The sequence below is a fragment of the Cypionkella aquatica genome (genome assembly GCF_030161095.1).
GTDB classification, from domain to species: domain Bacteria; phylum Pseudomonadota; class Alphaproteobacteria; order Rhodobacterales; family Rhodobacteraceae; genus Cypionkella; species Cypionkella aquatica.
Window position 1 is genome coordinate 122963 of record NZ_BSPP01000005.1, and the last position, 23718, is coordinate 146680.

24 protein-coding genes and 1 riboswitch are annotated in these 23718 nt (G+C 63.0%); of the genes, 6 read left to right on the top strand and 18 right to left on the bottom strand.

All coding sequences use genetic code 11. From position 1 onward, the window contains the following. Positions 1-390 precede the first annotated feature (390 nt). Positions 391-2166 carry a bifunctional helix-turn-helix transcriptional regulator/alpha/beta hydrolase gene (locus QQJ98_RS07490; protein ID WP_284324727.1) on the bottom strand — a complete coding sequence of 592 codons (1776 nt, stop codon included), beginning with the start codon at positions 2164-2166 and terminating at the stop codon, positions 391-393. A 162-nt stretch (positions 2167-2328) separates the two neighbouring features. Here QQJ98_RS07490 and QQJ98_RS07495 point away from each other — a divergent pair, with 162 nt between their 5' ends. Further along, the gene (locus QQJ98_RS07495) at positions 2329-2991 is read left to right on the top strand and encodes a glutathione S-transferase family protein (protein WP_284324728.1); all 663 of its coding nucleotides are present in this window, start codon (positions 2329-2331) and stop codon (positions 2989-2991) included. Positions 2992-3079: 88 nt separating this feature from the next. Continuing rightward, positions 3080-3829, top strand: coding sequence for a type I methionyl aminopeptidase (map, locus tag QQJ98_RS07500; protein WP_284324729.1), 750 nt, complete (start codon positions 3080-3082; stop codon positions 3827-3829). A 4-nt stretch (positions 3830-3833) separates the two neighbouring features. Here map and QQJ98_RS07505 read toward each other — a convergent pair whose 3' ends face one another. From QQJ98_RS07505 to QQJ98_RS07515, 3 genes are all read right to left on the bottom strand, one after another. Beyond that, positions 3834-4316: a hypothetical protein gene (locus QQJ98_RS07505; protein ID WP_284324730.1), complete on the bottom strand. Its 483-nt coding sequence runs from the start codon at positions 4314-4316 to the stop codon at positions 3834-3836. Between the two features lie 9 nt (positions 4317-4325). Continuing rightward, the gene (locus QQJ98_RS07510; RefSeq protein WP_284324731.1) at positions 4326-4814 is read right to left on the bottom strand and encodes a hypothetical protein; all 489 of its coding nucleotides are present in this window, start codon (positions 4812-4814) and stop codon (positions 4326-4328) included. A gap of 532 nt (positions 4815-5346) precedes the next feature. After that, entirely contained in the window at positions 5347-6243 is an 897-nt protein-coding gene (locus tag QQJ98_RS07515) for an NAD-dependent epimerase/dehydratase family protein (protein ID WP_284324732.1), read from the bottom strand. A 129-nt stretch (positions 6244-6372) separates the two neighbouring features. Here QQJ98_RS07515 and parE point away from each other — a divergent pair, with 129 nt between their 5' ends. From parE to QQJ98_RS07530, 3 genes are all read left to right on the top strand, one after another. Beyond that, on the top strand, positions 6373-8328 hold the full coding sequence (gene parE / locus QQJ98_RS07520) for a DNA topoisomerase IV subunit B (RefSeq protein ID WP_284324733.1): 1956 nt from the start codon (positions 6373-6375) through the stop codon (positions 8326-8328). A gap of 82 nt (positions 8329-8410) precedes the next feature. Then, complete coding sequence (locus QQJ98_RS07525) at positions 8411-8692, top strand: hypothetical protein (protein ID WP_284324734.1); 282 nt, start codon at positions 8411-8413, stop codon at positions 8690-8692. Then, the gene (locus tag QQJ98_RS07530) at positions 8689-9282 is read left to right on the top strand and encodes a DUF6680 family protein (RefSeq protein ID WP_284324735.1); all 594 of its coding nucleotides are present in this window, start codon (positions 8689-8691) and stop codon (positions 9280-9282) included. The genes QQJ98_RS07525 and QQJ98_RS07530 overlap by 4 nt, the downstream gene beginning before the upstream one ends. Positions 9283-9442: 160 nt before the next feature. Here the strand turns inward: QQJ98_RS07530 and cobF are convergent, their stop codons facing one another. The 9 genes from cobF to cbiE form a co-directional block, all read right to left on the bottom strand. Beyond that, positions 9443-10177 carry a precorrin-6A synthase (deacetylating) gene (gene cobF, locus QQJ98_RS07535; RefSeq protein WP_284324736.1) on the bottom strand — a complete coding sequence of 245 codons (735 nt, stop codon included), beginning with the start codon at positions 10175-10177 and terminating at the stop codon, positions 9443-9445. Between the two features lie 69 nt (positions 10178-10246). Next, positions 10247-11032: a CbtA family protein gene (locus QQJ98_RS07540; RefSeq protein WP_284324737.1), complete on the bottom strand. Its 786-nt coding sequence runs from the start codon at positions 11030-11032 to the stop codon at positions 10247-10249. Positions 11033-11036: 4 nt separating this feature from the next. Beyond that, a complete protein-coding gene (locus QQJ98_RS07545; protein ID WP_284324738.1) occupies positions 11037-11204 on the bottom strand; it encodes a CbtB domain-containing protein in 168 nt (55 codons plus the stop codon). Positions 11205-11236: 32 nt separating this feature from the next. Then, a riboswitch (cobalamin riboswitch) is annotated at positions 11237-11451 on the bottom strand. A gap of 371 nt (positions 11452-11822) precedes the next feature. Continuing rightward, a complete protein-coding gene (locus tag QQJ98_RS07550; RefSeq protein ID WP_284324739.1) occupies positions 11823-12131 on the bottom strand; it encodes a DUF1636 family protein in 309 nt (102 codons plus the stop codon). Next, complete coding sequence (gene cobA, locus QQJ98_RS07555; RefSeq protein ID WP_284324740.1) at positions 12128-12850, bottom strand: uroporphyrinogen-III C-methyltransferase; 723 nt, start codon at positions 12848-12850, stop codon at positions 12128-12130. The genes QQJ98_RS07550 and cobA overlap by 4 nt, the downstream gene beginning before the upstream one ends. After that, positions 12847-14169: a cobyrinic acid a,c-diamide synthase CobB gene (locus QQJ98_RS07560; RefSeq protein ID WP_284324741.1), complete on the bottom strand. Its 1323-nt coding sequence runs from the start codon at positions 14167-14169 to the stop codon at positions 12847-12849. Before QQJ98_RS07560 ends, cobA begins: the two co-directional genes overlap by 4 nt. Continuing rightward, positions 14166-14948 carry a precorrin-4 C(11)-methyltransferase gene (cobM, locus tag QQJ98_RS07565; RefSeq protein ID WP_284324742.1) on the bottom strand — a complete coding sequence of 261 codons (783 nt, stop codon included), beginning with the start codon at positions 14946-14948 and terminating at the stop codon, positions 14166-14168. Before cobM ends, QQJ98_RS07560 begins: the two co-directional genes overlap by 4 nt. Continuing rightward, positions 14945-15310 carry a cobalamin biosynthesis protein gene (locus QQJ98_RS07570; RefSeq protein ID WP_284324743.1) on the bottom strand — a complete coding sequence of 122 codons (366 nt, stop codon included), beginning with the start codon at positions 15308-15310 and terminating at the stop codon, positions 14945-14947. The genes cobM and QQJ98_RS07570 overlap by 4 nt, the downstream gene beginning before the upstream one ends. Further along, entirely contained in the window at positions 15307-16485 is a 1179-nt protein-coding gene (gene cbiE, locus QQJ98_RS07575) for a precorrin-6y C5,15-methyltransferase (decarboxylating) subunit CbiE (RefSeq protein ID WP_284324744.1), read from the bottom strand. The genes QQJ98_RS07570 and cbiE overlap by 4 nt, the downstream gene beginning before the upstream one ends. Between cbiE and QQJ98_RS07580 the strand changes: the two genes are divergently transcribed. Further along, positions 16484-17224, top strand: a complete 741-nt coding sequence (locus QQJ98_RS07580) for a cobalt-precorrin-6A reductase (RefSeq protein ID WP_284324745.1) — start codon at positions 16484-16486, stop codon at positions 17222-17224. The genes cbiE and QQJ98_RS07580 overlap by 2 nt on opposite strands. Here QQJ98_RS07580 and cobJ read toward each other — a convergent pair. Genes cobJ through cobN form a run of 5 tightly spaced genes read right to left on the bottom strand, consistent with a single transcriptional unit; the run spans position 17203 to position 23718 of the window. Next, positions 17203-17934, bottom strand: a complete 732-nt coding sequence (gene cobJ, locus QQJ98_RS07585; RefSeq protein WP_284324746.1) for a precorrin-3B C(17)-methyltransferase — start codon at positions 17932-17934, stop codon at positions 17203-17205. The two genes, QQJ98_RS07580 and cobJ, sit on opposite strands and share 22 nt — an antisense overlap. Then, positions 17931-18668 carry a precorrin-2 C(20)-methyltransferase gene (locus tag QQJ98_RS07590; protein WP_284324747.1) on the bottom strand — a complete coding sequence of 246 codons (738 nt, stop codon included), beginning with the start codon at positions 18666-18668 and terminating at the stop codon, positions 17931-17933. Before QQJ98_RS07590 ends, cobJ begins: the two co-directional genes overlap by 4 nt. Beyond that, on the bottom strand, positions 18669-19298 hold the full coding sequence (locus QQJ98_RS07595; protein WP_284324748.1) for a precorrin-8X methylmutase: 630 nt from the start codon (positions 19296-19298) through the stop codon (positions 18669-18671). Beyond that, entirely contained in the window at positions 19298-20473 is a 1176-nt protein-coding gene (gene cobG, locus QQJ98_RS07600; RefSeq protein ID WP_284324749.1) for a precorrin-3B synthase, read from the bottom strand. Before cobG ends, QQJ98_RS07595 begins: the two co-directional genes overlap by 1 nt. Then, positions 20470-23718 (bottom strand): cobaltochelatase subunit CobN, encoded by a 3249-nt coding sequence (gene cobN, locus QQJ98_RS07605; RefSeq protein ID WP_284324750.1) that lies wholly within the window; start codon positions 23716-23718, stop codon positions 20470-20472. Before cobN ends, cobG begins: the two co-directional genes overlap by 4 nt.

Genomic DNA, 23718 nt, shown 5'->3' on the forward strand with positions numbered 1-23718 from the left:
CAGCCAAGAGCTACCCTCGGCGGCATCGAGCCGCCTCATCTGGCTGCTGCCGCACCACACGCGACGCGGTCGCAAAGTTAATCCCCGGCAGCGCCGTTCAAAGGGGCTCGATGCCCCTGCGGACGGCAGCACGGCTCAGATCAGATCGCAGAAAGCAGAAAGGCGGCGGCACCCCAGATGCCACCGCCCATTCTTCAGGGGAAAACTGCTTGATTTTTAAAGGTTTCAGCTAAGCTTATTCAACATGACCCGTGATAGCCGCCCAACCCTGGCCCCCGCATACCCAAATTGCGGTAGACGCCGAAATTTTCTCGCCCGTTGCACGCGCAGACCACAAAAATCCAAACCACAAACATCCAAACCCCAAGCCCTATCGCGCAACCGATCGCCTCAGCGTCTTGGCAAAAACCGTTCCAACAGCCCAAACACCCGTGGCCATTCCTTGAAGAACAACAACTGCCCGGTGTTCGGCACAAAGCTGATGTCCAGATGAGTGTACTCCGCCATCAGCTCGCGGATGGTCTGCACCGGGGTTTGCGGGTCTTGATCGCCTTGCAACAACACCACCGGCACCTGCACCCGCTTGACCAGATGCGACCAATCCTTCTCCGATCCGATACATTCGCGGGTAAAGGCTTCCGAGGCCAAAATCCGCTCGCCCAGACAGACTTCAGACCCCGCCAGCATCGCTTCACGAATTTCAGGATCGGCAAAGGCCTCCATATCGGCGGGCGAGCCACCATTGACCTGCGCGAAGAACTTTTCTTTGCCCAAGCGCCGCGCCAAGGAAAATCCGGCTTTGACCAGAAACGGCAGAATTTTCGGCGCATAGCGGGCATTGGCAAGGATAAACCGCTGCCATTTGTCCATCCGCTCATATTGCACCGGGGTGCGCAGAGGCAGCTGACAGGCGCAGCCGAGGATCCCGGTCACCATCTCGGGCCGCTCAAGGCTCAGGCTCATCGCGAACCGCAGATCAGCGCCCAAAGCGATCACCGCCGTCCGCCGCACACCCAGATGCTCCAGCACCGCGATGTAATCCGCCGTAACCCCCTCCAGATGGCCCACGCCCTTTGGATGCAACTCGGTGCGACCATAGCCTGCCCGCACCGGCACAATCACCCGCATCCCCATCCGCCGCGCCGCACGTTCCGCACTCGCAGGCCAGCGGATCAAGCCGAAATCCAGATGCATGAACACACAAGGCGCGCCAGAGGGGTTGCCAAACTCGATCCACTCCAACCGCCGCCCGTCCAAGTCCCGCATCTGTTGAAACGACAGCGCTTCCAACGTGCCGGGCTTGGCCACCACCACCGCGCCCTCCGAGGGCAGCACCGCCACATCCATCAACCCGAGCACCACCCGCACCAGCTCGGATTGGCTGTGGGTCTCGGTCTTGGCCAGGATCGAGCGGACCTGTGTGCGCACCGTTTCCGCCGACCGCCCCCGGGCCTCAGCGATATCCTTCACCGGCAGGCCCAAGGTGATGCCGCGCACGATCTCGACTTCCGCCGCCGTCAACCCGAAGGCCTCTTGCACCGTCACCTCAAACCCCTCGGGCCAGACCAGTTCTGTGGACATCACCAGCGCCAAAGGCTTTGGCCCCGGGCTTTCCACTGGCCCCACCCGCACGATCACCGGGCTGCCGGTCTTGGTAGAGCGCATCCGCAGCGTCACCACCTTTTCCGCCCGGCCACTGGCAACCGACGCAATCACCCCACGCAGCAGCGCAATATCTTCCGCCTCAAACGGCAGATCGGACAGCCGCGCGCCGGTCCCCAGCCCAAAAGCTACCGCCGCAGGCCGGTTATGCCCCGCAAGCACCGCCCCGCCATCCGACAAAAACGCAGCCGAGCGCGGAATATCCTCCAGCACCGAGCGGTACGCCCCATCCTCACGCGTTGCTTCAAACCGATCCAGAAACACCGAGGCCCGCGCCATATGCGCTTCCATCTCGGGGTCTTCCAATTGCACCGGATCATGGCTTGGCCCCGCGCGCAGCGGCGCGATCCGCCCCTCCCAGACATCGACCAGATCTTCCAGCCGGATCGGATCAAGCGCCACCTCATAGAGCCGATCCACGATCTCGGCTCTATGTTCGCGCGATGGGGCCTGCGCGGCGTCAGCTGGGGACTTCGGCTCGGACATGCGCATTTGGTGGCGCATGCTTGACGTTCCGGCAAGTAAAATCCTGTCGCCGCAACGCAGCAAACACGGCTTATCTTGCGTTTTGCCAACCAGCCCGCCACCGCCCCTTTCCGTTGCCCTGCAGATTGCCTAAGAATACCGCCAAACCGCCCGCGAAATTCCCGCCAAAGGACCCTGCCCATGATCACGCTTTACGGTGTTTACCGCTCTCGCGCCTCGCGCCCGCTGTGGCTTTTGGCTGAACTGGGCCTGCCCTTCACCCATGTGCCGGTGATCCAAAGCTATCGGCTGAAATCCGATCCCACCGCAGCCGACGCGCCGCTGAACACCGCCACCCAAAGCTTTCTGGCCGTCAACCCGCAAGGCCAAATTCCGGCCTATACCGAGGATGATCTGGTGCTGACCGAAAGCCTTGCGATCACCCTGCATATCGCGCGCTGCCACGGCGGCGCTTTGGGGCCGCAAAGCAACGCCGAAGCCGCGTTGATGGAGCAGTGGTCGCTGTTTGCCGCCACTTCGGTGGAAACCCCGGCGCTGGAAATCCTCTATATCATCGGCGATGGCGGCGACAAAACCGCCGAGGGTCAGGCCAGCATCGCGATCAATGCCGAGAAACTGCGCCGCCCGCTCGCCCGTCTGCAATCCCATCTCGCGGCGCATGACTGGCTGATCGGCGACCGCTTTACCGCCGCTGATATCAATGTCGCCGAGGTCGTCCGCTATGCGCAAAGCCACCCCAGCCTGCTGGACGAGTTTCCGGCGGTGAAATCATGGCTTGAACGCTGCCAAGCCCGCCCCGCCTTTCAATCCATGTGGCAAGCCCGCGCCGCCGAACCCGCATAACCCCTGCAGCCGCTAAAACCCTGAACCATCATATCCAGTAGGGTGCGTGATCCCACGCACCCCGCCAAGTCCCGGACATTCCACCGCCATGACCATCACCCATGAAGACGAACTCGACGGCTTGAAGATCATCGGCCGCATCGTCGCCAACACCATGCATGCGATGGCCAAAGCGATGAAGCCGGGCATGACCACGCGCGAACTTGACGACATTGGCCGCGCATTTCTGGATCAGGCCGGCGCGATCTCGGCCCCCGAAGCCACCTACGATTTCCCCGGCGCCACCTGCATCAGCGTCAACGAAGAAATCGCCCATGGCATCCCCGGCAGCCGCGTGCTGGCCGAGGGCGATCTTGTCAACATCGATGTATCAGCCTCGAAAAATGGCTTCTACGCCGACACCGGTGCCAGCTTTCAACTGGGTCGTGTCTTTCCCGAGATTGATCATTTGTGCCGCGATGGCAAACGCGCCATGCAAATCGGCATCGCCGAAGTCAGCCACGGCAAACCGCTGGCCAATATTGGCAACGCAATCGGTCGCTTTGCATCGGCGCGCGGCTATACGCTGATCCGCAACCTTGCCAGCCACGGCGTCGGGCGGGCGCTGCATGAATATCCCGAAGAAATCGCCACTTGGCCCAGCCGCGACACCCGCCGCATCCACGCGGGCCTTGTGCTGACGGTTGAACCCTTCCTGTCGCGCGGCGGCCGCTGGGCCGACACCCACGCGGGCGACGACTGGACGCTTTACGCCAAACCCAAAGCCGCCGTCGTGCAATACGAACATACCATCGTCGCCACCGAACGCGGCTCGATCATCGTGACGCTTCCGGGGTAAGCGACTACGGGCCGATAAACGTCCAATCCACCAAGACCGACTCTGGTGCGCAATACAGCCGCAGCATCTCTTGCTCGCCCTTGTCACTTTCAAACGCTGCAAGACTGTCGAACACATGCAGCTGCGCCGCCCGGATCGGGCTGCCAAATATCCCGGTGATATAAAACGCATAGACATAGCCATCATGCGGCAAGCCAAAGCCCACAGTCTCGCGCGCCGTATCACCGCTGCGATAATACTTGGTCGAAAAGCGGTTGTCGTCGGATGAGAAATACAACTCCGACACCGCCGCCCCCGCCGCAAAGTTGTAGCTGTAGCGTTCGGGAATCCCATTTGCATTCGGTGGTGATTGGCAAAACTCCACCCGCTGAGTGCTGTCCAGAATATCGCAGGCGAACAAGGTCGCATCGGGCGGCACACAGTTGGCCCGCCCCGCAATGCTGCTGGCACCAAACACCACGGCGGCCAGAAGGAAACTGCTTTTCATCATGCCCCCTCAACCCGGCCCGAACGCGGTGCTGTCGATATCAATGCTGGGCGGATAACAGACCCGCCGAGCGATATATTTGTCCTGCGTCTGATCGTTCAGCGCCGCCTCACTGGCATAAACCTGCACCACCGCAGGCGTGGACGATCGCGCGCCTTCCTGCGCCTGCTCGGAAAACATCAGGCTGCGATCAACATAAATCGCGTAAAACGTGCCGCCATTCGACGCCGCCATGCCATAACCCGGCCCAGTGATGCCCTGCACCTGCTCGCGCACCACGCCATAAGCGGTCGGGCTGATAAACTGCAATTCGGTCGCGGCGCTGGTCATATAGCTGTATTGCACCGCCCCGCTGCTGTCGTCACGGCACAACTCCACCACCGCGTCACGCTCGGGCACAGCACAGGAGAACAGCACGGAAAACGTCTCGCCACACTCCGCCCAAGCAGGCGCAGCCGCCATCAACCCCATCACAACGCCCGCGACACCCGATCTCATATCTGCCCTCCGCTTGGCCCGCACGCCCCCCCGGCGCGCTGAAACCAAGCCCCAACCCATTGCTCCACCATGATTACCCAACAGATCAACCGGAAGACACCCTTTTAAGCAAACCCTCGGATCATCGACATATTTCCGCCAGTTATGGTGGGCCTCGGGCCCCTCGCACTGTGCGCGGTTTCACACCCTCGCCGCCCTTCGGCACACACGCATCACAGGGCAGCGCCCGTCCGCCGGGCTGGCGCTGCAACCGATGTTCTAGGCGCTTTATGCTTCAACAAATCCCCCAGCAGTTCCGCTGGTGACACAACAAATCGCCCGCTCGAGGCGGCCGACGGGCGCTGCCCGGCGGCGCTAAAGCGCCCTGATTCCGGGCGGAGCGTGCCGACTATACGGCTTTGGTCGGTTTATTCGCCCTTAGCATCTTCCGTAGGGTGGAATTGACCCCGCCACCTTACCCTCAACCCTTAACGACCTTTTACCGTCCCCGACCATATAACTCAAAACACCGGCACCCCTGCCAACACCCCGCTTAAACCGTCGGATCATCGACATATTCTCGCCAGTTATGCTGCTCCTTGAACCCCAAAACCTCGCGCACCTTGCGGTTGGAAAGCAAACTCTCCTGCGCCCCCACCGGCCTCGAAAGCGGCACCTTCGGGAAGAACCGCGCCAACAATTCCTGATTGCTCTGACAGACCGAATTCGTATCATTACAGGCGTTGAAAACCTGAAACCCCAAGCCATCCTTGTTCAAAGCCAGATCAACGATCTGCCCCAAATCCCGCGCATCCATATAGCTGAACGTGTTCCGCCGCCGCTGCCCCGGATCAGCAAAGAACCCCGGAAACCGCGCCTTGTATTCCTGCGGCTCGATCACATTGCCGATCCGCAGCGCATAAATATCCGTGCCAAACCGCCGCTGAAAACTCCGCGCCGTCGCCTCATTGACCTTCTTTGACATGCCATAGCTGTCCATCGGATCAATGTCGTAATCCTCCTCCAGCGGCAAAACCTTGGGGTCAACAATGCCATTGGAAAAACAAACCCCATAGGTCGTCTCGGACGAGGCAATGATCACCTTGCGGATGCCCAGCTTGCAGGCCGCCTCCAGCACATTATACGTCCCCATCACATTAACCCGATACGTCTCGTTCTCAGCCTGCAACAGCAGCGAAGGCACGGCGGCAAAATGCACCACCGCATCAAAACGCGGCGCCGCCCCCGCGTCCAACTCGTCTCCATCCATATGCGCAGCCATCGCGCTGAACATCTGCCCCGCATCACAAATATCCGCGCACAGGTCCGCCACGCCCGGATGCCGCAACGCCACCCGGTCCACATTCAAAACCTTGTGCCCCGCTGCCGCCAGATACGCCACCACATGCCGCCCCGCTTTGCCCGACCCGCCCGTAAAAAGCACCCGCATCTCATTCCCTCCGATTTTCCCCGATCCTATCCGCCGTATCCGCTGCCATCAACACCCCAACATCTTGCGCCCCTCCCCCCCGATCTGTGATAATCCCTGCCAAAGCCGCATAACAAGAATCGAGCACCCATGGCCTCCGACCTCCTCTCCGGCGCGTCCGACGATTACAACGCCTCGTCCATCGAGGTGCTGGAGCCGCTCGAAGCCGTCCGCCTGCGCCCCGGCATGTATATCGGCGGCATTGACGAGCGCGCCTACCACCACCTCGCCGCCGAAATCATCGACAACTCGATGGACGAAGCCGTCGCAGGCCATGCCAACCGCATCGAGGTCGAACTGCACGCCGACGGCTCTCTGACCGTGCGCGACAATGGCCGCGGCATCCCGATTGATCCGCACCCGAAATTCCCCGACAAATCCGCGCTCGAAGTCATCCTCTGCACCCTGCATTCGGGCGGCAAATTCAACGGCAAAGCCTATGAGACCTCGGGCGGTTTGCACGGCGTCGGCTCCTCGGTCGTCAACGCGCTGTCGGACCGCATGTATGTCGAGGTCGCCAAGAACAAGGAACTCTACGCGCAAGAATTCTCGCGCGGCAAACCGCAAGGCCCGATCCAGAAGATCGGCGCTGCCCCCAACCGCCGTGGCACCTCCGTCACCTTCCACCCCGACGCGCAGATTTTCGGCTCCCACCACTTCCGCCCCTCGCGCCTTTTGCGCATGGTCCGCTCCAAGGCCTATCTGTTTTCCGGCGTCGAAATCCGCTGGAAATCTGCCATCCCTGACGGCGACACTCCGATGGAGGCCACCTTCCACTTCCCCGGCGGCCTTGCCGATTACCTGTCAGATACGCTGCAGAAAACAACCACTTACGCCGATCGCCCCTTCGCGGGCAAAGTCTCGTTCCAAGAGAAATTCCAAGTCCCCGGCTCGGTTGAATGGGCGATCAACTGGTCGCCCGTGCGCGACGGCTTCATCCAATCCTACACCAACACCGTCCCCACCCCCGAAGGCGGCACCCACGAATTCGGGTTTTGGAGCGCGATCCTGAAAGGCATCCGTGCTTACGGCGACCTCACCAAAAACCGCAAAGCCGAATTGATCACCCGTGACGATATGCTGACAGGTGGCTGCGCGCTGATCTCGGTATTCATCCGAGAGCCGCAATTCGTCGGACAAACCAAGGACCGCCTCGCCACCGAAGAAGCCGCCCGCTACGTCGAAAACGCCGTGCGCGACCATTTCGACAACTGGCTGGTGTCGGATTCCAAATCCGCAGGCGCAATTCTCGATTTCCTCGTGCTGCGTGCCGAAGAACGGCTGAAACGCAAGCAAGAGAAAGAAACCCAGCGCAAGACCGCCACCAAAAAACTGCGCTTGCCGGGTAAGCTGACCGATTGCTCATCCAAAACCCGCGACAATACCGAATTGTTTATCGTCGAGGGTGACTCGGCAGGCGGTTCCGCCAAAGGCGCGCGCGATCGTGAAACCCAAGCCATCATGCCGCTGAAGGGTAAAATCCTCAACGTCCTCGGCGCGGCTTCCGGCAAACTCAATGACAATTCCGAAATCCGCGATATCTGCGAGGCTTTGGGCGTGCAAATGGGCACGCGCTTCAAGGTCGATGACCTGCGCTACGATAAAATCGTCATCATGACCGACGCCGACGTCGACGGCGCGCATATCGCCAGCCTGCTGATGACCTTCTTCTTCACCCAAATGCGCCCCTTGATCGACAAGGGCCATCTGTATCTCGCCTGCCCGCCGCTGTACCGGCTGACCCAAGGCGCGCGCCGCATGTATGTGGCCGATGATGCCGAGAAAGAGCTTTGGCTCGCCAAGGGATTGGGTGGCAAGGGTAAAATCGACGTGCAACGCTTCAAAGGCTTGGGCGAGATGGATGCCAAAGACCTGAAAGACACCACTATGAACCCCGCCACCCGCAAACTGATCCGCGTCAGCATCGACGAGGACGCACCGGGCGAAACCGGCGATCTGGTGGAGCGGCTGATGGGCAAGAAGCCGGAGTTGCGTTTCCAGTATATTCAAGAAAACGCGCGGTTTGTGGAGGAGTTGGATGTCTAAAGCAAAAGTGTCCGGACACGTTACAGACAGTGACGGTATCTAAATCGCCTACTTTTCAGGAGAATATGGAACGTCTCTCGGAATGTTTACATTCAAGGATGGAGTAATTTGCGGTGCAGATTTAGGAGGCGGAATTTATGACGGTATTCTCGAATACTCACCAATCAATAGTGAATTATCTGGAAATATTACGTTTAGTTTGAAAGGTGGGGGAACGACCATAACTGGGGCATATACTGACCTGCCGGTTTCATATGATACGTTTGTTCGACTAAAGACTCCAGTTGATTTTCCTCCATTTCACTCTTTAGAAACTCTTTCTGGACCCGTAAATGTGCGCTTTGAAAAGGTGCGGTCATTATGAACGATTACCAATTTTGGGTTAACTGCGCGATCTTAGTCGCCACCATCTTTGCTATAGTCTATGGTCCACTTAAGGCCGTAAAGATAACACGATCAGAAGATGAGCAACGTGAAGATCGCGCACGCAAATATTTGATATTGAGTGATCTAATGCGAACTCGTCAGGCTCGCATTGATCCTACTCACGTTGGTGCTCTGAACCTTGTTGAACTTGAGTTCTACGGAAAGGCGAAGGTCGTTGAGGCCTATCGCGCGTATGCGCGGCATCTTAACTCGCCCTTTCCAAATAGCAGCGAAGATGAAGTAGATCGCCACTCCGAAAATGGGAATGATCTTTTCACAAATTTATTGTATGAAATAGCACATGAACTCGGCTTCACATTCGACAAACGAGATCTTTCGCGCCTTGGTTATTTGCCTTTGGGGCTGAGCAGGTTTCACGACAATGCGCACGTCAATGCACATCTTCTAAGGGAAATTCTTGAGGGAAAGCGCGCGCTCAACATTGCTAATTTCGTGTCCAACCAAGGAATGTTTCCTCCAACTCCTGAAAAGAAGTTGCTCGAGAATTCTAACAACGTGACCAAGTAGCGGTTTCACCAGACCCGCGCCAACGCCGCTTTGCGCAAGGCTCTGGGGTTGTAGGCGGGGCGGAAAACGCTGCAAAGGTTAAGAAACCCTTAAATCCACACCTATAAGCCATTGATATAAAACAAACAAAAAAGGTCCCGAGTTGGGACCATCGCAAATCCTACCCCCGCCGCAGCAGATAAATATCCATGATCCAGCCATGCCGCGCCCGCTCTGCTGCCCGCAGGCTCACAATCCGCGCGCCCACCTCGGAAAGCGGCCCCGCGACGATCACCTGTTCCGCCATCCCCACATAAGCCCCCCACCAGATTGTCACCCCAGCCGGGTCGATACTCTGAAACGAACACTCCCCGTCAAGCATCACCACCGCCGTATCGACGCCAGCCGGAAACCCCTCATCCCGCAACCGCCGCCCTGTGGTGACCACAAACGGCGCGCCGATCTCATTGAGGGCAATCCCATGCGCCGCTGTCAGCGCATGAATAGATGTCACCCCCGGCACCACCGTGACCCGCTCGTCCGGGACCAACCGGGCCGCAATCCGCAGGGTGGAATCGTAAAGACTGGGGTCGCCCCAGACCAGCAGCGCGACGCGGGCCGCATCGCCAATCGCCGCGCTCCACACCGCCGCGATCCGGTCGTGCCAATCCTCGACCCGCGCCTTGTAATCAAGGATGGTTTCATCCCGCACCGGCAGGTCAAATTCGACAATACGGGTGGCGGGGTTGGTCAGCACATCGCGGCAGATCGCAAGGCGGAGTTCGGCCAGATCGGCTTTGCCCTCACCCTTGCGGGGGATCAGGATGACCTGTGCCTGATTGATCGCCTTGATCGCTTGCAGGGTCAGATGGTCGGGGTTGCCGGTGCCGATGCCGATCAACGTCAGGTCAAACATGCCAGCATCCCCCATGGCAGCAAAACGCGCGCCGACCCCGTGGACCGGCGCGCGGTGATGTTTAAGGCTTTACTGCGGGCGCGACCAGAGCCAACCGGCCATGGCGCCCAAAGAGGACCACACCATCAGGCCAACCCCCAGCGAACGCGCGGCGAAGGTTGCGGCCAATTCGGGGGGGGCGACGCCGGAGTAGCTTTCCAGTTCGGGCGCGCCGATCACATGCGGGATTGCCAGCAGCACGGCTGCACCGATCATTGCGACCACACCCCGGCCATAGCCGAGCAGGCCCAACCCGGCGGTGGTGCAGATCGCGGTGCCGATCCACCAGATTTGCCGCGCGGTCAGATCGGCGGCCATGGTGCCGGGCAGTTCGGGCTCTAGCCCCATTGCGGGGGCGAGTTGGAAGGCGGCGAAGCCTGCAATGCCCCAGAGCAAACCTTCGCGCAGAGTTACGCGTTTGCCGAAAGCCTCGGCGAGACCGTAGCCTGCCACCAGAACAAGGCCGTAACCGACATAGGCCAGACCAAAGAACAGGCTGGTCAAAGCATTGCGCGAGAAGGTGTCGTCGCCCTCGGCTGCATCGTGGCTGTGGGCGTGACCATCTTCTGCCACTGGTGCGGCTTCGGTGGGTGGGGGTGTTGCGGGGTCTGCCGTTGCGGGCGCTTGTGCGGTGGTGTGATCGTGGGCGTGATCTTCCGCAGGTGCTGCGACACCGTTGAAATGCACCAAAGCGCCAGTTTCATAGTCTTCGCCCAGAAGGATATACTTCTGCACGAATGCGAAATGCAGCAGGGCCGCGAACAGGCCTGCTGCAAAACCAGCGATCAACGCGCTGGTCACCATACGTTGGATCATGGCTTCAGTGGCAGGGGAAGCCGGACGCGTGACGCACATCATGTGCGGCGTCATGCAGGGTTTGCGAATGGGCAAAACCGGTCAGGAACACGGTTGCGGTGCCGAGCAGTGCAACAAACAGCACTGACATCAGGGCGGTTGCTTTGCTGGAAACTTGGGTCTGCGTGGTCATCTTACTCTCCATCCCGTCACACCCGACGGTGTTTAGCGTTTCTTTGCACGGCCGGTCTCCTGGCTTGCGGGTCGTAGCAACCCCTCCCCTTCCCAGCCATGCGGCCAGTGGATATTGAGGGGCCGCTCTCCGCATACAGTCGCGGGGGCGGCTGGGGCTTGGGGTGCCTATTGGTCCACCCATTCCCCATTCTCGTTTCAGTCCAGACGCTTTGCGTTTTTAGAACACCATGCCCGTTCATCACTCGTCTAATGCCCCACTTCGGTCAAGCAGAATTGCGGCGGATGCGGGCACGGCCCCGACATTCTTTGCGGGTTTGAGTTTTGGCAAGGTTGGAGTGTGGCGCAGGCTGGACGGCGGCGACGTGGGCGCAGGTTTTTACGCCGGGTTTGTCCCCGCGGGGACGGGGTTTTTGTCCCCGCGGGGACAGGGTTTTTTTCCCCTGCTGGCACAGACTTTTTGTCCCCGCGGGGACACGGCTTTTTGTCCCAGCGGGGACAAAGTTATATGGGTTGTGGATTTGGAGAATTGACCCACACTATATAGTGAATCGCTGACTTTTCTTGCCGCCGATCTGGCGTCGGAGCGAGCCGGAGGCCATTGATGCCTGAGCAGAGCCTAGGCCGGAATCCGTGCCATCGCCTTGGTGCGAAGATTGCCCAGCACGCGCGCGTCGGGGAAGGTGCCGTCAGGTGAAGCCGCGTAGAGGCGGGCGAAATTTTGCAGCTCGGGCAGATCGTCGGCGGTGATGTCGCCGAACAGATAGGCGGTCTTGCCGCTGTCGCGGAAGGCCACGGTCTGATCACGGGTGCAGCCAGACATGCAGTCGATGCCCAGCACCTCGACCCCCGCAGGCATGGCGGCGCGCAACGTCTCGGCAAAGCCAGCGCGGCCCAGATGGCACAGGGTGCAGACGTAAAGCCTCATGCCGAAAAATCGGCCAAGGGGCCGTAAAAGATCAACGCAGGATGCGGGCTTTGCGCGGTTTGCAGGTGGGCCGCGAGCGTTTCAATGCTGAAACGGGTGATCTTTTGATCGGGGGTGGATACCGCTTCGGCCAACAGCGCTGGCGTATCGGCGGGCAGGCCGTGGGCGATCAGGCGGGCGGCCAGATCGGCGAAGGTGCGGCGGCCCATATAGACGACAGTGGTGGCTTTTGGGTCGGCAAGCGCCGCCATATTGGTGTTTTCCGGCAAGCTGCCCGTCACATCCGCCCCGGTGATGAATTGCACGCGCCGCGCGGTCAGGCGGCGGGTCAGCGGGATGCCATAAGCTGCGGCGGCGGCAGAGGCAGAGGTGACGCCGGGGATGATTTCATACGCGATGCCAGCGGCTTGCAGGGCGATGATCTCTTCTTCCAGCCGCCCGAACATGCCGCAATCACCGGATTTCAGCCGCACCACCTTTTGCCCCGCGAGGGCGTGATCGACCAGCAGGCGGCTGACGTGATCTTGCTTTGGCGAGGGTCGCCCGGCGCGTTTGCCAACCGCGATCAGATCGGCCTGCGCGGCGTGGCCCAAGATCGGGCCGGAGGACAGATCGTCAAACAGCACCACCTCGGCCGCAGCCAGACGGTTGACCGCCTTGACCGTCAGCAATTCAGGATCGCCGGGGCCGGAAGAGACGAAGGATACAAAGCCGGTCATGTCGCCTCTGCAATCAGATGAAAGAAGGTGCCCGAGGATTGGCCACCGCCCGATTGCAACCGTAAAGAGCCAGTTTCGGGCACCGCTGTATCGGTGGCATCGCGGACTTGTGCAAGGGGGGCGTCGGGTTGATCTAGGATGGTGGCGTAGTGAAATTCGTGGCCGCGCAGGCGGGTGTGGGCCGGGTGGCCTGCAAGCGGGGCATGGGTTTCGGCCAAACGGTAGCCCAAATGCATGCGGCGCTTGGCAAAGCTGGTTTCCAGCCCCAGAAGCCCGGCCATTTCGTGGCGCACGCCTTGCGCATCGATCAGGCCTGCGCCCATCGCCATATAGCCGCCACACTCGCCATGCACCGGTTTTGTGGTGGCGAAGTGGCGCAGTTTCGCGCGGAAATTCTGCGCAGCGGCGAGTTTTCCGGCGTGCAGTTCGGGGTAACCTCCGGGCAGCCAGCAGGCATCGGCGGAGGGATCGGGGGCCTCGTCGGCCAAGGGTGAGAACGGCAGAATGGTCGCCCCTGCCGCGCGCCATCCGGCCAGAAGGTGCGGGTAGATGAAGGAAAATGCGGCATCACGGGCCAAGGCGATGCGGTTTGCAGGCGGCGTGATGGCCAGCGGTTGCGTTGGTGGCAAAGCGCCACGGGCGGCGGCGCGCAGCATTTCAAGGTCGAGGTGTTCTGCGATAAACGCGCCTGCCTCGGCCAGCAGGGCCTGCAGATGCGGCTGTTCTTCGGCCTGCACAAGGCCCAAGTGGCGCTCGGGCAAAGCGATCGAGGCGCGGCGGGGCAAAGCGCCCAGCACCGGGATGCCTGCATCGGCCATCCCTGCGCGCACAAGTGCCTCGTGCCGGGGCGAGGCGACACGGTTCAGCACCACGCCCGCGAAGGGCATCTGCGGGCGCATCTTGGCAAAGCCGATGGCGACGGCGGCGGCGGATTGGGCTTGGCCAGACACATCCAGCACCAGAACCACTGGCCAGCCCATCATCTGCGCGATATCGGCGCTGGCGCCGCTGCCGAATTCTCCGGGCTTGGCGACACCATCGAACAGCCCCATCGAGCCTTCGGCCAGAATCAGATCAGCGTCGGCGGCGACCGAGGCGAGGCCCGTGATGCGCGCAGGCGTCATCGCCCAACTGTCGAGATTGACCGAAGCGCGGCCTGAGGCTGCGGCGTGAAAGGCGGGGTCGATGTAATCGGGGCCGGATTTGAACGGCTGCACGGTGATGCCCTGCGCACGGAAGGCGGCAAGCAGCCCCAGCATCAGCGTGGTCTTGCCGGTGCCGGATGCCGGGGCGGATATGAGCAGGCCGGGGGGGGTCATTTGGCGTCCGGGAAGCGCGGTTCGGTGCCGACGGGGCGGAAGCGGCGGTCGTAGTCGCCTGCGTATAGTCGGCTTTCCTCGAAACCTTCGGCGGCAAGGGCGGGGCCGACAAGGATCAGGGCGGTGCGCTCCATCTCTGCGCCGATGGCGGTTTGCAGGGTGGCGAGGGTGGCGCGGACGATGCGTTCATCGGGCCAGGTCGCGCGCCAGACCACGGCGACGGGGCAATCAGGGCCATAGTGCGGGGTGAGGTCAGTGACAACCTTTTCAAGCACATGCACGGAGAGATGGATGGCAAGCGTCGCCCCGGTGGCGGCGAAGGCGGGCAGGTTTTCAGCCTCGGGCATCGCGGTGGCGCGGCCTGAGGTGCGCGTGAGCACCACCGATTGCGTCAGGCCCGGCAGGGTGAGTTCGGTGGCGAGCGCGGCGGCGGCGGCGGCAAAGGACGGCACGCCGGGGGTGACATCATAGGGGATGTTCAGGGCGCGCAAGCGGCGGAGTTGCTCGCCCATCGCCGACCACACCGACAGATCGCCGGAATGGAGGCGGGCAACGTCTTGGCCTGCGGCATGGGCTGCGGAAAGTTCGGCCACGATCTCATCCAGCGACAAGGGGGCGGTGTTGATGATGCGCGCGCCGGGGGGGCAATGGGCCAGCAAGGCTTGCGGCACCAAAGACCCCGCATACAGGCAGACCGGGCTAGAGGCGATCAAATCGCGGCCGCGCAGGGTGATCAGATCGGCAGCGCCGGGGCCTGCGCCGATGAAATGGACGGTCATTCTGGGCTCCTTTCGGCGAGGGCTGCGGTGGCGCGGCCGTCGCGGGATGTCACGCGCGCACCCAACAGCCGCGCGCCGGGGCCAGCGGCGGCCAAAGCGGCGGCTTCGGCAAGGCTGCCTGTGCCATAGCGGGCGTGAACACGGGCGGATTGGGTCAGGGTCGGTTGATTTTGCAGCACTTGCAAGGGGATGGCATGCAGGGGCAGCGCCAGTTCCGCGCCAAGCGCGCGTATTTGAGGGGCATCGGCCTTATCGTCGGCGGTGGCGAGGGCATGAATGATCCCCCCGCCCGCCCGCGCCAAAGCGTCGCGCAGGCTGTCGATGCCGGCATCTTTGCGAAAACCAAGGCCTGCGAAGATCATCGGATGACGCTCCATTGCACCACCGGGCGGGACGCTTCCCAACCGCGCATCCGGCCCAAGGCGGCGGACTGCGCCAGATCAATCCGCAGCAGGCTGCCGCCGTGCTGGGCGTGTTGTTGGGCGAGCAGGCTTTCGGTTTCGAGCGTCACTCCGTTTGCCACCAACCGCGTACCTGCGGGCAGGATCTGCCACAGCTGATCATAAAGCGCAGCCGAACCGCCACCGCCGATGAACACGGCATCGGGCAGCGGATGGGCGGTGAGGGTCTCGGCGGCGGGGCCTTCGATACAGGTCAGGCGATGCTCCAAGCCGAAATTGGCGGCATTGGCGCGAATGTTCACTGCGCGGTCAGCGCGCAGCTCAAACGCCACGGCGCGACCCCCGGCAAGGCACCATTCCACCGATATTGACCCCGATCCCGCGCCAATATCCCACAGCAGTTCGCCTGCGCGGGGGGCCAGTGCCGACAGGGTCAGCGCGCGCACCGGGCGCTTGGTGATCTGGCCGTCACTGGCGAACAGGGCATCGTCAAGGCCAGAGGCGCGCGGCAGTCCTTGGCCAGCGGTGATCTGAAGGGCGACGGCGACGGGGGCTTGAATGTCGCGCAGCGCGAAGGCGGCGGCGGTGGTTTGGCGGATGCGTTGGTGCGGGCCGCCCAGCTTTTCCATCACCCACAGATCAGCGGCAAAGCCTTGATCCGTCAGCCATTTGGCAAGCGCTTGCGGGGCGTTGCCATCGCGCAGCAGGCAGATCGCGCGCGCGCCTTTGGCCAAAACGGGACGCAGGCGGGCGAAGGGGGCGGCGTGTAGGCCGTGACAGGTGATCTCTTCCATCCGCCAGCCAAGCTGTGCGGCGGCCAGTTGGAAGGTGGAGGGCGCGGGGAAGGCTTGCCATTCGGCGCGCGCCAGATGCGCGGTCAGGCTGGAGCCTGCCCCGAACCAGAACGGATCGCCCGAGGCCAAAATCGCGACGGGCGTTCCGCGCAGTGCCAGCACCGGATCAGTCGAAAACGGCACCGGCCAGACGCGGCCTTTGTCGCCCGCACCGACCAAAGCCAGATGGCGCGGCCCGCCAAAGATGATTTCAGCCTGCGCCAGCGCAGCACGACTTGCATCGGACAGCCCCGACAGGCCATCCTCGTTCAGACCGATGATCGTGACCCAAGGGCTATCCATGACGCGTATTCTTCTGCTGGGCGGCACCACCGAGGCCAGTCTTTTGGCCCGCGCCTTGGCCGAAGCGGGGGGCGATGCGGTGTTTTCCTATGCGGGCCGCACCGACCACCCGGTGGCGCAACCGCTGCCGATGCGGGTCGGCGGCTTTGGCGGAGTTGGCGGCTTGGTGGGCTATCTGCGCGCCGAAAACATCGGCGCTGTGGTTGATGCCACCCATCCGTTTGCCGCCCAGATGAGCCGCAATGCGGTGGAGGCTTGTGGTTTGGCAGGCGTGCCACTGATCGGGCTGGAGCGCGCTGCTTGGGCGGCGGAAGCGGGTGACAACTGGCTGCATGTTGCCAGCATCGAGGCGGCGATTGCCGCCCTGCCCGATGCGCCCGCGCGGGTGTTTCTGGCGATTGGCAAGCAGAACCTGAGTGGCTTTGCCGCCAAACCGCACCATTACCTGCTGCGCTTGGTCGATGCGCCCGAAAGCTCGCCGCTGCCCGATTGCACGGTGGTTCTGGCGCGTGGTCCGTTTGAAGTGGTGGGCGACAAGACCTTGATGCTGCAGCACAAAATCAGCCATATTGTCGCCAAGAACGCAGGCGGCGCTGGGGCTGCGGCCAAGCTGGTCGCCGCACGCGACTTGGGTATTCCAGTGATCCTGATTGAGCGCCCAGCGCTGCCTGCGCGCCGCGTCGTGGGCTCTGTCGCCGAGGTGATGGCGTGGCTTTCTCATGCCGACCTTGGTGTGTAGACAAAGCGGCCAACGCGGCGGGTGGCGGAGTTGCCAACCAGAACCACGGTGCGCATATCGGCCATTTCCGGCGTGGCATCGCGCAAAGTCACGGTCTGGATGCGTTCTTCCGGCGTGCTGACGGCACGGGCAAAGGTGATCAGACGATCCGGGCCACATTCTTCGCGCAGGATTTCCAGTGCGCGGGCGAACTGATGCGGGCGGCTGGCCGAGCGGGGGTTGTAAAAACCCATGGCGAAATCGGCTTGGGCGGCAAGGCGCAGGCGGTGTTCGACCAGCTCCCAAGGTTTCAGATTGTCGGATAGGTTGATGGCGCAGAAATCATGCCCCAAGGGTGCCCCGGCATGGGCGGCGGCGGCGAGCATCGCGGTGATGCCGGGCAGGATCCTGATATCTAGATCATAGAGCGCGGGCTGTTTCTCCAACGCCTCGAACAAAGCCGAGGCCATGGCGAACACACCGGGATCGCCCGAGGACACGATCACCACCTTTGCGCCTTCGGAGGCCAGTCGCAGGGCATGGTCGGCGCGGTCAATCTCAACCCGGTTGTCCGATCCGTGCAGGGTCAGGCCAGCGCGGGGGGCGACGCGGGCGACGTAAGGAAAATAGCCGATCACATCGGTTGCCTCGGCCAAGGCGGCGCGGACTTCGGGCGTCACCATCGCTTCATCGCCGGGGCCAAGGCCTGCGACGGCCAGCCAGCCGGTCATTCGAGGCCCCCGATTTCAGGGCGGCGGCCTTGGCCGTGGACCAGAACGATGGCGAAATACGGGCAATCGGCGGCATCCACGTCTGACAGGCGGGCGATGCGCTGGGTGGGCATGGTGCCACGCTCGACCAGCCAAGCATCGTTCAGGCGGCCGGTGGCTTGCAGGGCGCTGCGCACTTTCGGCAGGTTGCGGCCGGTTTTCATGATCACCATGGCATCGGAGCGCTGCATGTGATGCACCAGATCGGCCTCGGGCAAGGTCGCCATCAGCACGGACAGCACATCGTCGCCCCAAGTGAACGGGGTGCCAACGGCGTTCCAGCAGCCGGTCATGCCGGTGATGCCGGGGATCACCTCGACCTCGGCGCGGCCTTGCAGGCGGGTATGCAGGTGCATGAACGAGCCGTAGAAGAACGGGTCGCCTTCGCACAGCACGATGACATCGGCGCCTTGCGCAACCGCCGCGAGACGTTCGGCCCAATCGTCGTAGAACCGCGCCAGCGCATCGTTGTACTCGGGGCTGTCGAAGTGCATCTCGGTCGTGACCGGATATTCCATCGGATATTCAACGGCATCTGCGCGCAGCATGCCCTGCACGATGGCGCGCGCTTGACCTGCTCGACCTGCTTTGCGGAAATAGGCGACATGATGCGCGCCCCGGATCAGGCGATCCGATTTCACCGAGATCAGGTCAGGGTCGCCGGGGCCAAGGCCCGTGCAGATGATCTTGCCCATTCACTCCACCCGGCTTGCAAGCGCGTTGATTGCGGCGACGGTGATCGCCGAGCCGCCCAGCCGCCCGCGCACGATCAGGCTGGGCACCGGCAGCACCTCTATCAACGCCGCTTTCGATTCTGCCGCACCGATGAAACCGACCGGGCAGCCGATGATCGCGGCAGGGCGTGGGCAGGCGGGGTCTTCGAGCATGTTCAGCAGGTGAAACAGCGCGGTCGGCGCATTGCCGATGGCCACCACAGCGCCCGCCAGATGCGGACGCCACAGCTCCAACGCCGCTGCTGACCGGGTGTTGGCCATCTCTTTGGCAAGCCCGATCACGGCAGGGTCGTGCAGGGTGCAGATCACTTGATTGCCCGCAGGCATCCGGCCCCGCGTGACGCCTTCGGACACCATGCGCGCATCGCACAGGATCGGAGCGCCTGCTTCCAAAGCCGCCCTTGCGGCAATCGCCATGCCGGGAGAGAATTCGACATGCGCCTCCAGCCCGACCATACCGGCGGCATGGATCATCCGCACTGCGACGATTTCTTCCTCGGGCGTGAAGCGAGCCAAATCCGCCTCGGCGCGGATCATCGCGAAGGATTGGCGGTAAATCTCGGCGCCATCGGTGATGTAGGTATGCGGCATCAGGGCAACTCGCGGAACAAGGTTTCGGTCAGATCGCTGGCGGATAGCCCTTCGCGGGCCGGAGTGCCAGAGGCGGTGCCATCCCGGATCAAGGCAAAGCCTGTGGGCGTGGCGGTCAGGGTCAAGGGCGCTGGGCCGGGATGCGCGCAACCTTTGGCGCAACCCGAGACATGCAGGGTTTCGCGCAGGCTTGGGGCCAAAGCGCGGGCCAGATCGCGGGTGGCGGCATGGGCTTGCAGGCACCCGGGCGCCCCGGTGCAGGCGATCACGCGCAGCATCGGATCATCGGCACGGGTGATCAGGCCGGGGAGATGGGGGGCATCGCTCACCCCCTCGATCAGCAGCATCCGCCACGGGGTGATGCGCAGCGGGCCAAGATCGGCCAGTTGGAGCAGCGTTTCCGCCTGCATCTGGCCAAATTCAAGGGCAACGAGCTGACCTTGCGGGGTCGGGCCGGGGCCGGGTTTGGCTGCGGCGGGCAGGCGTCTTGACGCAAAACGGCTGGGCAATGGGATGCGCTTTAGCAAGGCCGCCATCCGGCCCCGGCCATCGCTGACGCCGCCGTTTGTGATGAACCAATGGGCGAGGGCAACAGCCTCTGCCACGGCGGTTTCACGGGTGACGGGCAATGCGAGGTCGGCGTGGCTGGACAGCAGCAGGCCCTGCGCGCCAGTTTCCAGCCAGATATCGGCGGGCGCATCGCGCAGGCAGGGGGTTGCCGCGGTATCCAGCGCAAAGCCGAATTTGCTGGGAAGCTGCGGCGCATCGGGTGCGGTCAAGGCCAAAGCCAACGCTTCGGCCAAAGGTTGCGTGCTGTCGGCATCCTGCCAGAACGGGGTGGTGATGATGTTGCGCCGCGCCTCGTCTGCGGCATCGGCGTCGATCAGATCCAAAGCGCGCAGGCCGTCGATCAGGGCCGGGTGGCTGGCGTCGGTGACGCCGCGCAGTTGCACATTGGCGCGGTTGGACAGATCAATCAGGCCGTTGCCATGCAGGGCTGCAAGGCGGGCGATGCCGCGTGCCTGATCGGGGGTCAGGCGGCTGGCGCGGGGGCGGATGCGCACCACCAAGCCGTCGCCCGATTGCATCGGGCGCAGGGCTCCGGGGCACCAGCCTTGGATGATGGGGGCTTGGCTGACAGGGCCATTGATGGCGGGGGTTTGCGCTTGGGTCATTCCCCTGCCCCCATCATCGCGGCGATGGAATTGCGGCGCGTGATCCACAGGCCCGCATCATGCAGGGCCTGAAACCGGGCGCGCAGGGCGGCAAGGGCGGCGGGGTTTTCGGCCTGCATAAAGGCCACCAGATCAGCGCGGCCCAAAGTGGCTTCGTGATACAAATCAAACAGATGCGCGGGCACATCGCGGGTCAGATGCGCATAGGCGGCAAGGTTATCTAAGGTTGCGGTCAGCTCTGCCGCGCCCCGGAAACCGTGCCGCATCATCCCCGTCGCCCAATCCGGGTTGGCGGCGCGGGCGCGCACGACGCGACCGATTTCCTCGGCCACCAAACGCGCTTTTGGCGCATCCGGGCGGGTGGCGTCGATGTGGTAAAGCGCCGGAGCCTCGGCCCCAATGGCGGCCATGGCGGCGGCAAACCCGCCTTCATGCGCGGCATAATCCGGGGCCAGCAGGATATCGGTTTCGACCAGATCCTGCACATGCGCATAGCCATCGGACGCCCGCAGGCGGGCTTCCAACGCGGCGCGGTTGTGCTGGGTTTCGCCCTTGGCATCAACCGTCCAATCCGAGCCCGACAGCCAAGCCTCGCCCGCAGCGGCGCGGCCCTCGGCAGAGTAATCTTCCAGGCTGGGTTCCATGCCCATGCCGTAGAGGCCGGGTTTAGGGCCAAACACGCGCGGGCCTGCGGCAAGATAGGGGTTCATATCGGCGGCTTCGTCGCGCTGCGCCAAGGCGGCGGCCCCGGCGTCGAACAACTGGCTGAGCCCTCCGAACACATCGCGGAACAGGCCCGAGACGCGCAGGGTGACGTCGATGCGCGGACGGTCCAGCAGCGCCAGCGGCAGGATTTCAAAGCCGGAGACGCGTTCCGACCCTGCATCCCATTTCGGCGCAAGCCCTGCCAGATGCATGGCCATTGCCAATTCCTCGCCCGCCGTGCGCATCGTGGCCGATCCCCACAGATCAATCACCAGACCCTTTGGCCAGTCGCCCTTGTCCTGCAGATGGCGGCGCAGAAGCTCCTCGGCCAGCTTGACGCCTTGGGCATGGGCGGCGCGGCTGGGCACCGCGCGCGGGTCAACGGAATAGAGGTTGCGCCCGGTCGGCAGCACATCGGTGCGCCCCCGCCAAGGGCTGCCAGAGGGGCCAGCCGGAACACGTTTGCCAGACAGCGCGGCCAGCAGGCCAGCTGTTTCGCCGGGGGATTGACCATAGATATGCAGGCCGTCGCCGAACTGGCTTTCCTTGATATCGCAGACAAATCGGTCAATCCGGGTGATCGCCTCGGCAGGGCTGGCGCTGGCATCAAGGCCAAGGTCAGATTCAACCCCAGAGGCCTGCGCCTCGTCCCGAATGGTGGCGATCAGGCGGTTGCGGCGGGACGGATCAAGGCCGTCGGCGGTGGAATATTCATCCAGCAACCGCTCCAGCCGCAGCAGGTTTTCGGGGGTGGCGGATTGCGCCAAGGGCGGTGGGACGTGGCCAAGTGTGACGGCTGCGATGCGGCGCTTGGCTTGAGCGGCCTCGCCCGGATCATTGACGATGAACGGATAGATCACCGGAAGCGGTCCGGTCAGGGCCTCGGGCCAGCAATCGGTGGAAAGCGCCACCGATTTGCCGGGCAGCCATTCCAGCGTGCCATGCGCGCCGATGTGGATCAGGGCGTGCAGACCTTGGGCGCGCAGCCAGAGATAGAAGGCGACATAGGCGTGGCGCGGGGTGCGGGCGAGGTCGTGGTAATCGGTTTCGCGCAGTTGAACGGTGCCACGCTCGGGCTGCAAAGCGATCAGCGCATGGCCAGCGCTGGTGGCGGCAAAATGGAACTGACCGTCGCGCAGGGCGGGATCGGTTTCGGGCGCGCCCCAAGCGGCATGCAGCGCGGTTTGCAACGGCTGCGGCAGGTTTTTCAGGGCGGTTTCATAGGAGGTGAGCGGCCAGCTTTGGGTTTCGCGCGTCAAAGCGGCGGCAAGGTTTTGGGCGGATGCAACGCTGTAGCCTTCGGCGGCCAAAGCGGCGGTCAGCGCTTCGGTGCTGGCCAAAGCATCAAGGCCCACGGCATGGGCGATCTGGTCGGGCCTGCCGGGATAGGTGGACAGGATCACCGCCAGTTTGCGCTGATCGGCGCTGGTATCGGCAAGGCGGACCCAAGCCAGCACGCGGTCGACCACCGCCTGCACCCGGCTCGGATCGGCGCGATGGGCAAAGCGCGAGAATTGCAGATCGGGGTCGCGCTTGCCCGGTGATTTGAAGCTGACCACACCTGCGAAGATGCGGCCATCGACCTCGGGCAGCACGACATGCATGGCAAGATCGGCGGGGGACAGGCCACGCTCGGACGCGGTCCAGTCGCGGCGCCGGGCGGTGGAAAGGGCAACTTGAAACACCGGGCAGCCGGTGGCGTCCAAAGGCGTGCCGCCATCCGCGGCCTTGGCCGAAAACGCAGTGGCGTTCAGGATCGCGGCAGGGGCCAGATGCGCAAGGGCCTGGTGCAGAAACGCAGGCGCACAGGGGGCCTTCAGGGATGGCGCGAACAGGCCGTAAGCGGCAAAGCCCTTGGCGCGAAAGGCGCGGATCAGCGCATCGACGGGGTCGGTATCGGCGGCGGTGACATAGCTGCGGTAGAACGTCACGGCGATCGCAGGGCCAGCCACGTCAGGCTGTGCGATCACGCCAAGATCGGGGTCATACCAGCCGCAATCGGGCACGGTTTTATCGCCCAGCACCGGCCCGGCATATAGCCCCGCCGCCAGCGCCAACTGCGCCAAAGCCGCCTGCGCCGCCACCGCTCCGCCCGCATCACACAACGCCTGCAAGCGGCGCAGAGTGCTGATCGGCAAGGTCGAATGGGCATCGAGCGCAGGATCGTCGCGGCCATCGGCGGGCAGCACCGCTAGGGCAATGCCCTGCCGCCGCGCCAGATCCTGCAATTGCATCAACCCGTAGGGCCAGTAATTCTCGCCGCCGATCAGGCGCACCAGAATACCCTTCACCCCGCTCAGCGTCTGCTGCACATAGGTATCGACCGACATCGGATGCTGCAGCGCCACCAGATTGGCCAGCCGCAAAGTCGGCAGCTTGGCCGCGCCGTCTTTCAGATTTGCGCGATGCCAGCCCGCCGCGAAAGCCCCCAGGTCACTGTCAGAAAACGACAAAACCACCAAATCCGCTGGGGTCTGACCCAGATCGAACGGGGTTTGCGTATCCTCCAGCCCATGGCTTTCGCGGAAGACGACATGCAT

What these genes read in the sequence shown, in the direction of transcription:
- QQJ98_RS07490 (WP_284324727.1), bottom strand. Translation starts at nt 2,166, where the DNA reads ATGCGCCACCAAATGCGCATGTCCGAGCCGAAGTCCCCAGCTGACGCC.
- QQJ98_RS07495 (WP_284324728.1), top strand. Translation starts at nt 2,329, where the DNA reads ATGATCACGCTTTACGGTGTTTACCGCTCTCGCGCCTCGCGCCCGCTG.
- map (WP_284324729.1), top strand. Translation starts at nt 3,080, where the DNA reads ATGACCATCACCCATGAAGACGAACTCGACGGCTTGAAGATCATCGGC.
- QQJ98_RS07505 (WP_284324730.1), bottom strand. Translation starts at nt 4,316, where the DNA reads ATGAAAAGCAGTTTCCTTCTGGCCGCCGTGGTGTTTGGTGCCAGCAGC.
- QQJ98_RS07510 (WP_284324731.1), bottom strand. Translation starts at nt 4,814, where the DNA reads ATGAGATCGGGTGTCGCGGGCGTTGTGATGGGGTTGATGGCGGCTGCG.
- QQJ98_RS07515 (WP_284324732.1), bottom strand. Translation starts at nt 6,243, where the DNA reads ATGCGGGTGCTTTTTACGGGCGGGTCGGGCAAAGCGGGGCGGCATGTG.
- parE (WP_284324733.1), top strand. Translation starts at nt 6,373, where the DNA reads ATGGCCTCCGACCTCCTCTCCGGCGCGTCCGACGATTACAACGCCTCG.
- QQJ98_RS07525 (WP_284324734.1), top strand. Translation starts at nt 8,411, where the DNA reads ATGTTTACATTCAAGGATGGAGTAATTTGCGGTGCAGATTTAGGAGGC.
- QQJ98_RS07530 (WP_284324735.1), top strand. Translation starts at nt 8,689, where the DNA reads ATGAACGATTACCAATTTTGGGTTAACTGCGCGATCTTAGTCGCCACC.
- cobF (WP_284324736.1), bottom strand. Translation starts at nt 10,177, where the DNA reads ATGTTTGACCTGACGTTGATCGGCATCGGCACCGGCAACCCCGACCAT.
- QQJ98_RS07540 (WP_284324737.1), bottom strand. Translation starts at nt 11,032, where the DNA reads ATGATCCAACGTATGGTGACCAGCGCGTTGATCGCTGGTTTTGCAGCA.
- QQJ98_RS07545 (WP_284324738.1), bottom strand. Translation starts at nt 11,204, where the DNA reads ATGACCACGCAGACCCAAGTTTCCAGCAAAGCAACCGCCCTGATGTCA.
- QQJ98_RS07550 (WP_284324739.1), bottom strand. Translation starts at nt 12,131, where the DNA reads ATGAGGCTTTACGTCTGCACCCTGTGCCATCTGGGCCGCGCTGGCTTT.
- cobA (WP_284324740.1), bottom strand. Translation starts at nt 12,850, where the DNA reads ATGACCGGCTTTGTATCCTTCGTCTCTTCCGGCCCCGGCGATCCTGAA.
- QQJ98_RS07560 (WP_284324741.1), bottom strand. Translation starts at nt 14,169, where the DNA reads ATGACCCCCCCCGGCCTGCTCATATCCGCCCCGGCATCCGGCACCGGC.
- cobM (WP_284324742.1), bottom strand. Translation starts at nt 14,948, where the DNA reads ATGACCGTCCATTTCATCGGCGCAGGCCCCGGCGCTGCCGATCTGATC.
- QQJ98_RS07570 (WP_284324743.1), bottom strand. Translation starts at nt 15,310, where the DNA reads ATGATCTTCGCAGGCCTTGGTTTTCGCAAAGATGCCGGCATCGACAGC.
- QQJ98_RS07580 (WP_284324745.1), top strand. Translation starts at nt 16,484, where the DNA reads ATGACGCGTATTCTTCTGCTGGGCGGCACCACCGAGGCCAGTCTTTTG.
- cbiE (WP_284324744.1), bottom strand. Translation starts at nt 16,485, where the DNA reads ATGGATAGCCCTTGGGTCACGATCATCGGTCTGAACGAGGATGGCCTG.
- cobJ (WP_284324746.1), bottom strand. Translation starts at nt 17,934, where the DNA reads ATGACCGGCTGGCTGGCCGTCGCAGGCCTTGGCCCCGGCGATGAAGCG.
- QQJ98_RS07590 (WP_284324747.1), bottom strand. Translation starts at nt 18,668, where the DNA reads ATGGGCAAGATCATCTGCACGGGCCTTGGCCCCGGCGACCCTGACCTG.
- QQJ98_RS07595 (WP_284324748.1), bottom strand. Translation starts at nt 19,298, where the DNA reads ATGCCGCATACCTACATCACCGATGGCGCCGAGATTTACCGCCAATCC.
- cobG (WP_284324749.1), bottom strand. Translation starts at nt 20,473, where the DNA reads ATGACCCAAGCGCAAACCCCCGCCATCAATGGCCCTGTCAGCCAAGCC.
- cobN (WP_284324750.1), bottom strand. Translation starts at nt 23,718, where the DNA reads ATGCATGTCGTCTTCCGCGAAAGCCATGGGCTGGAGGATACGCAAACC.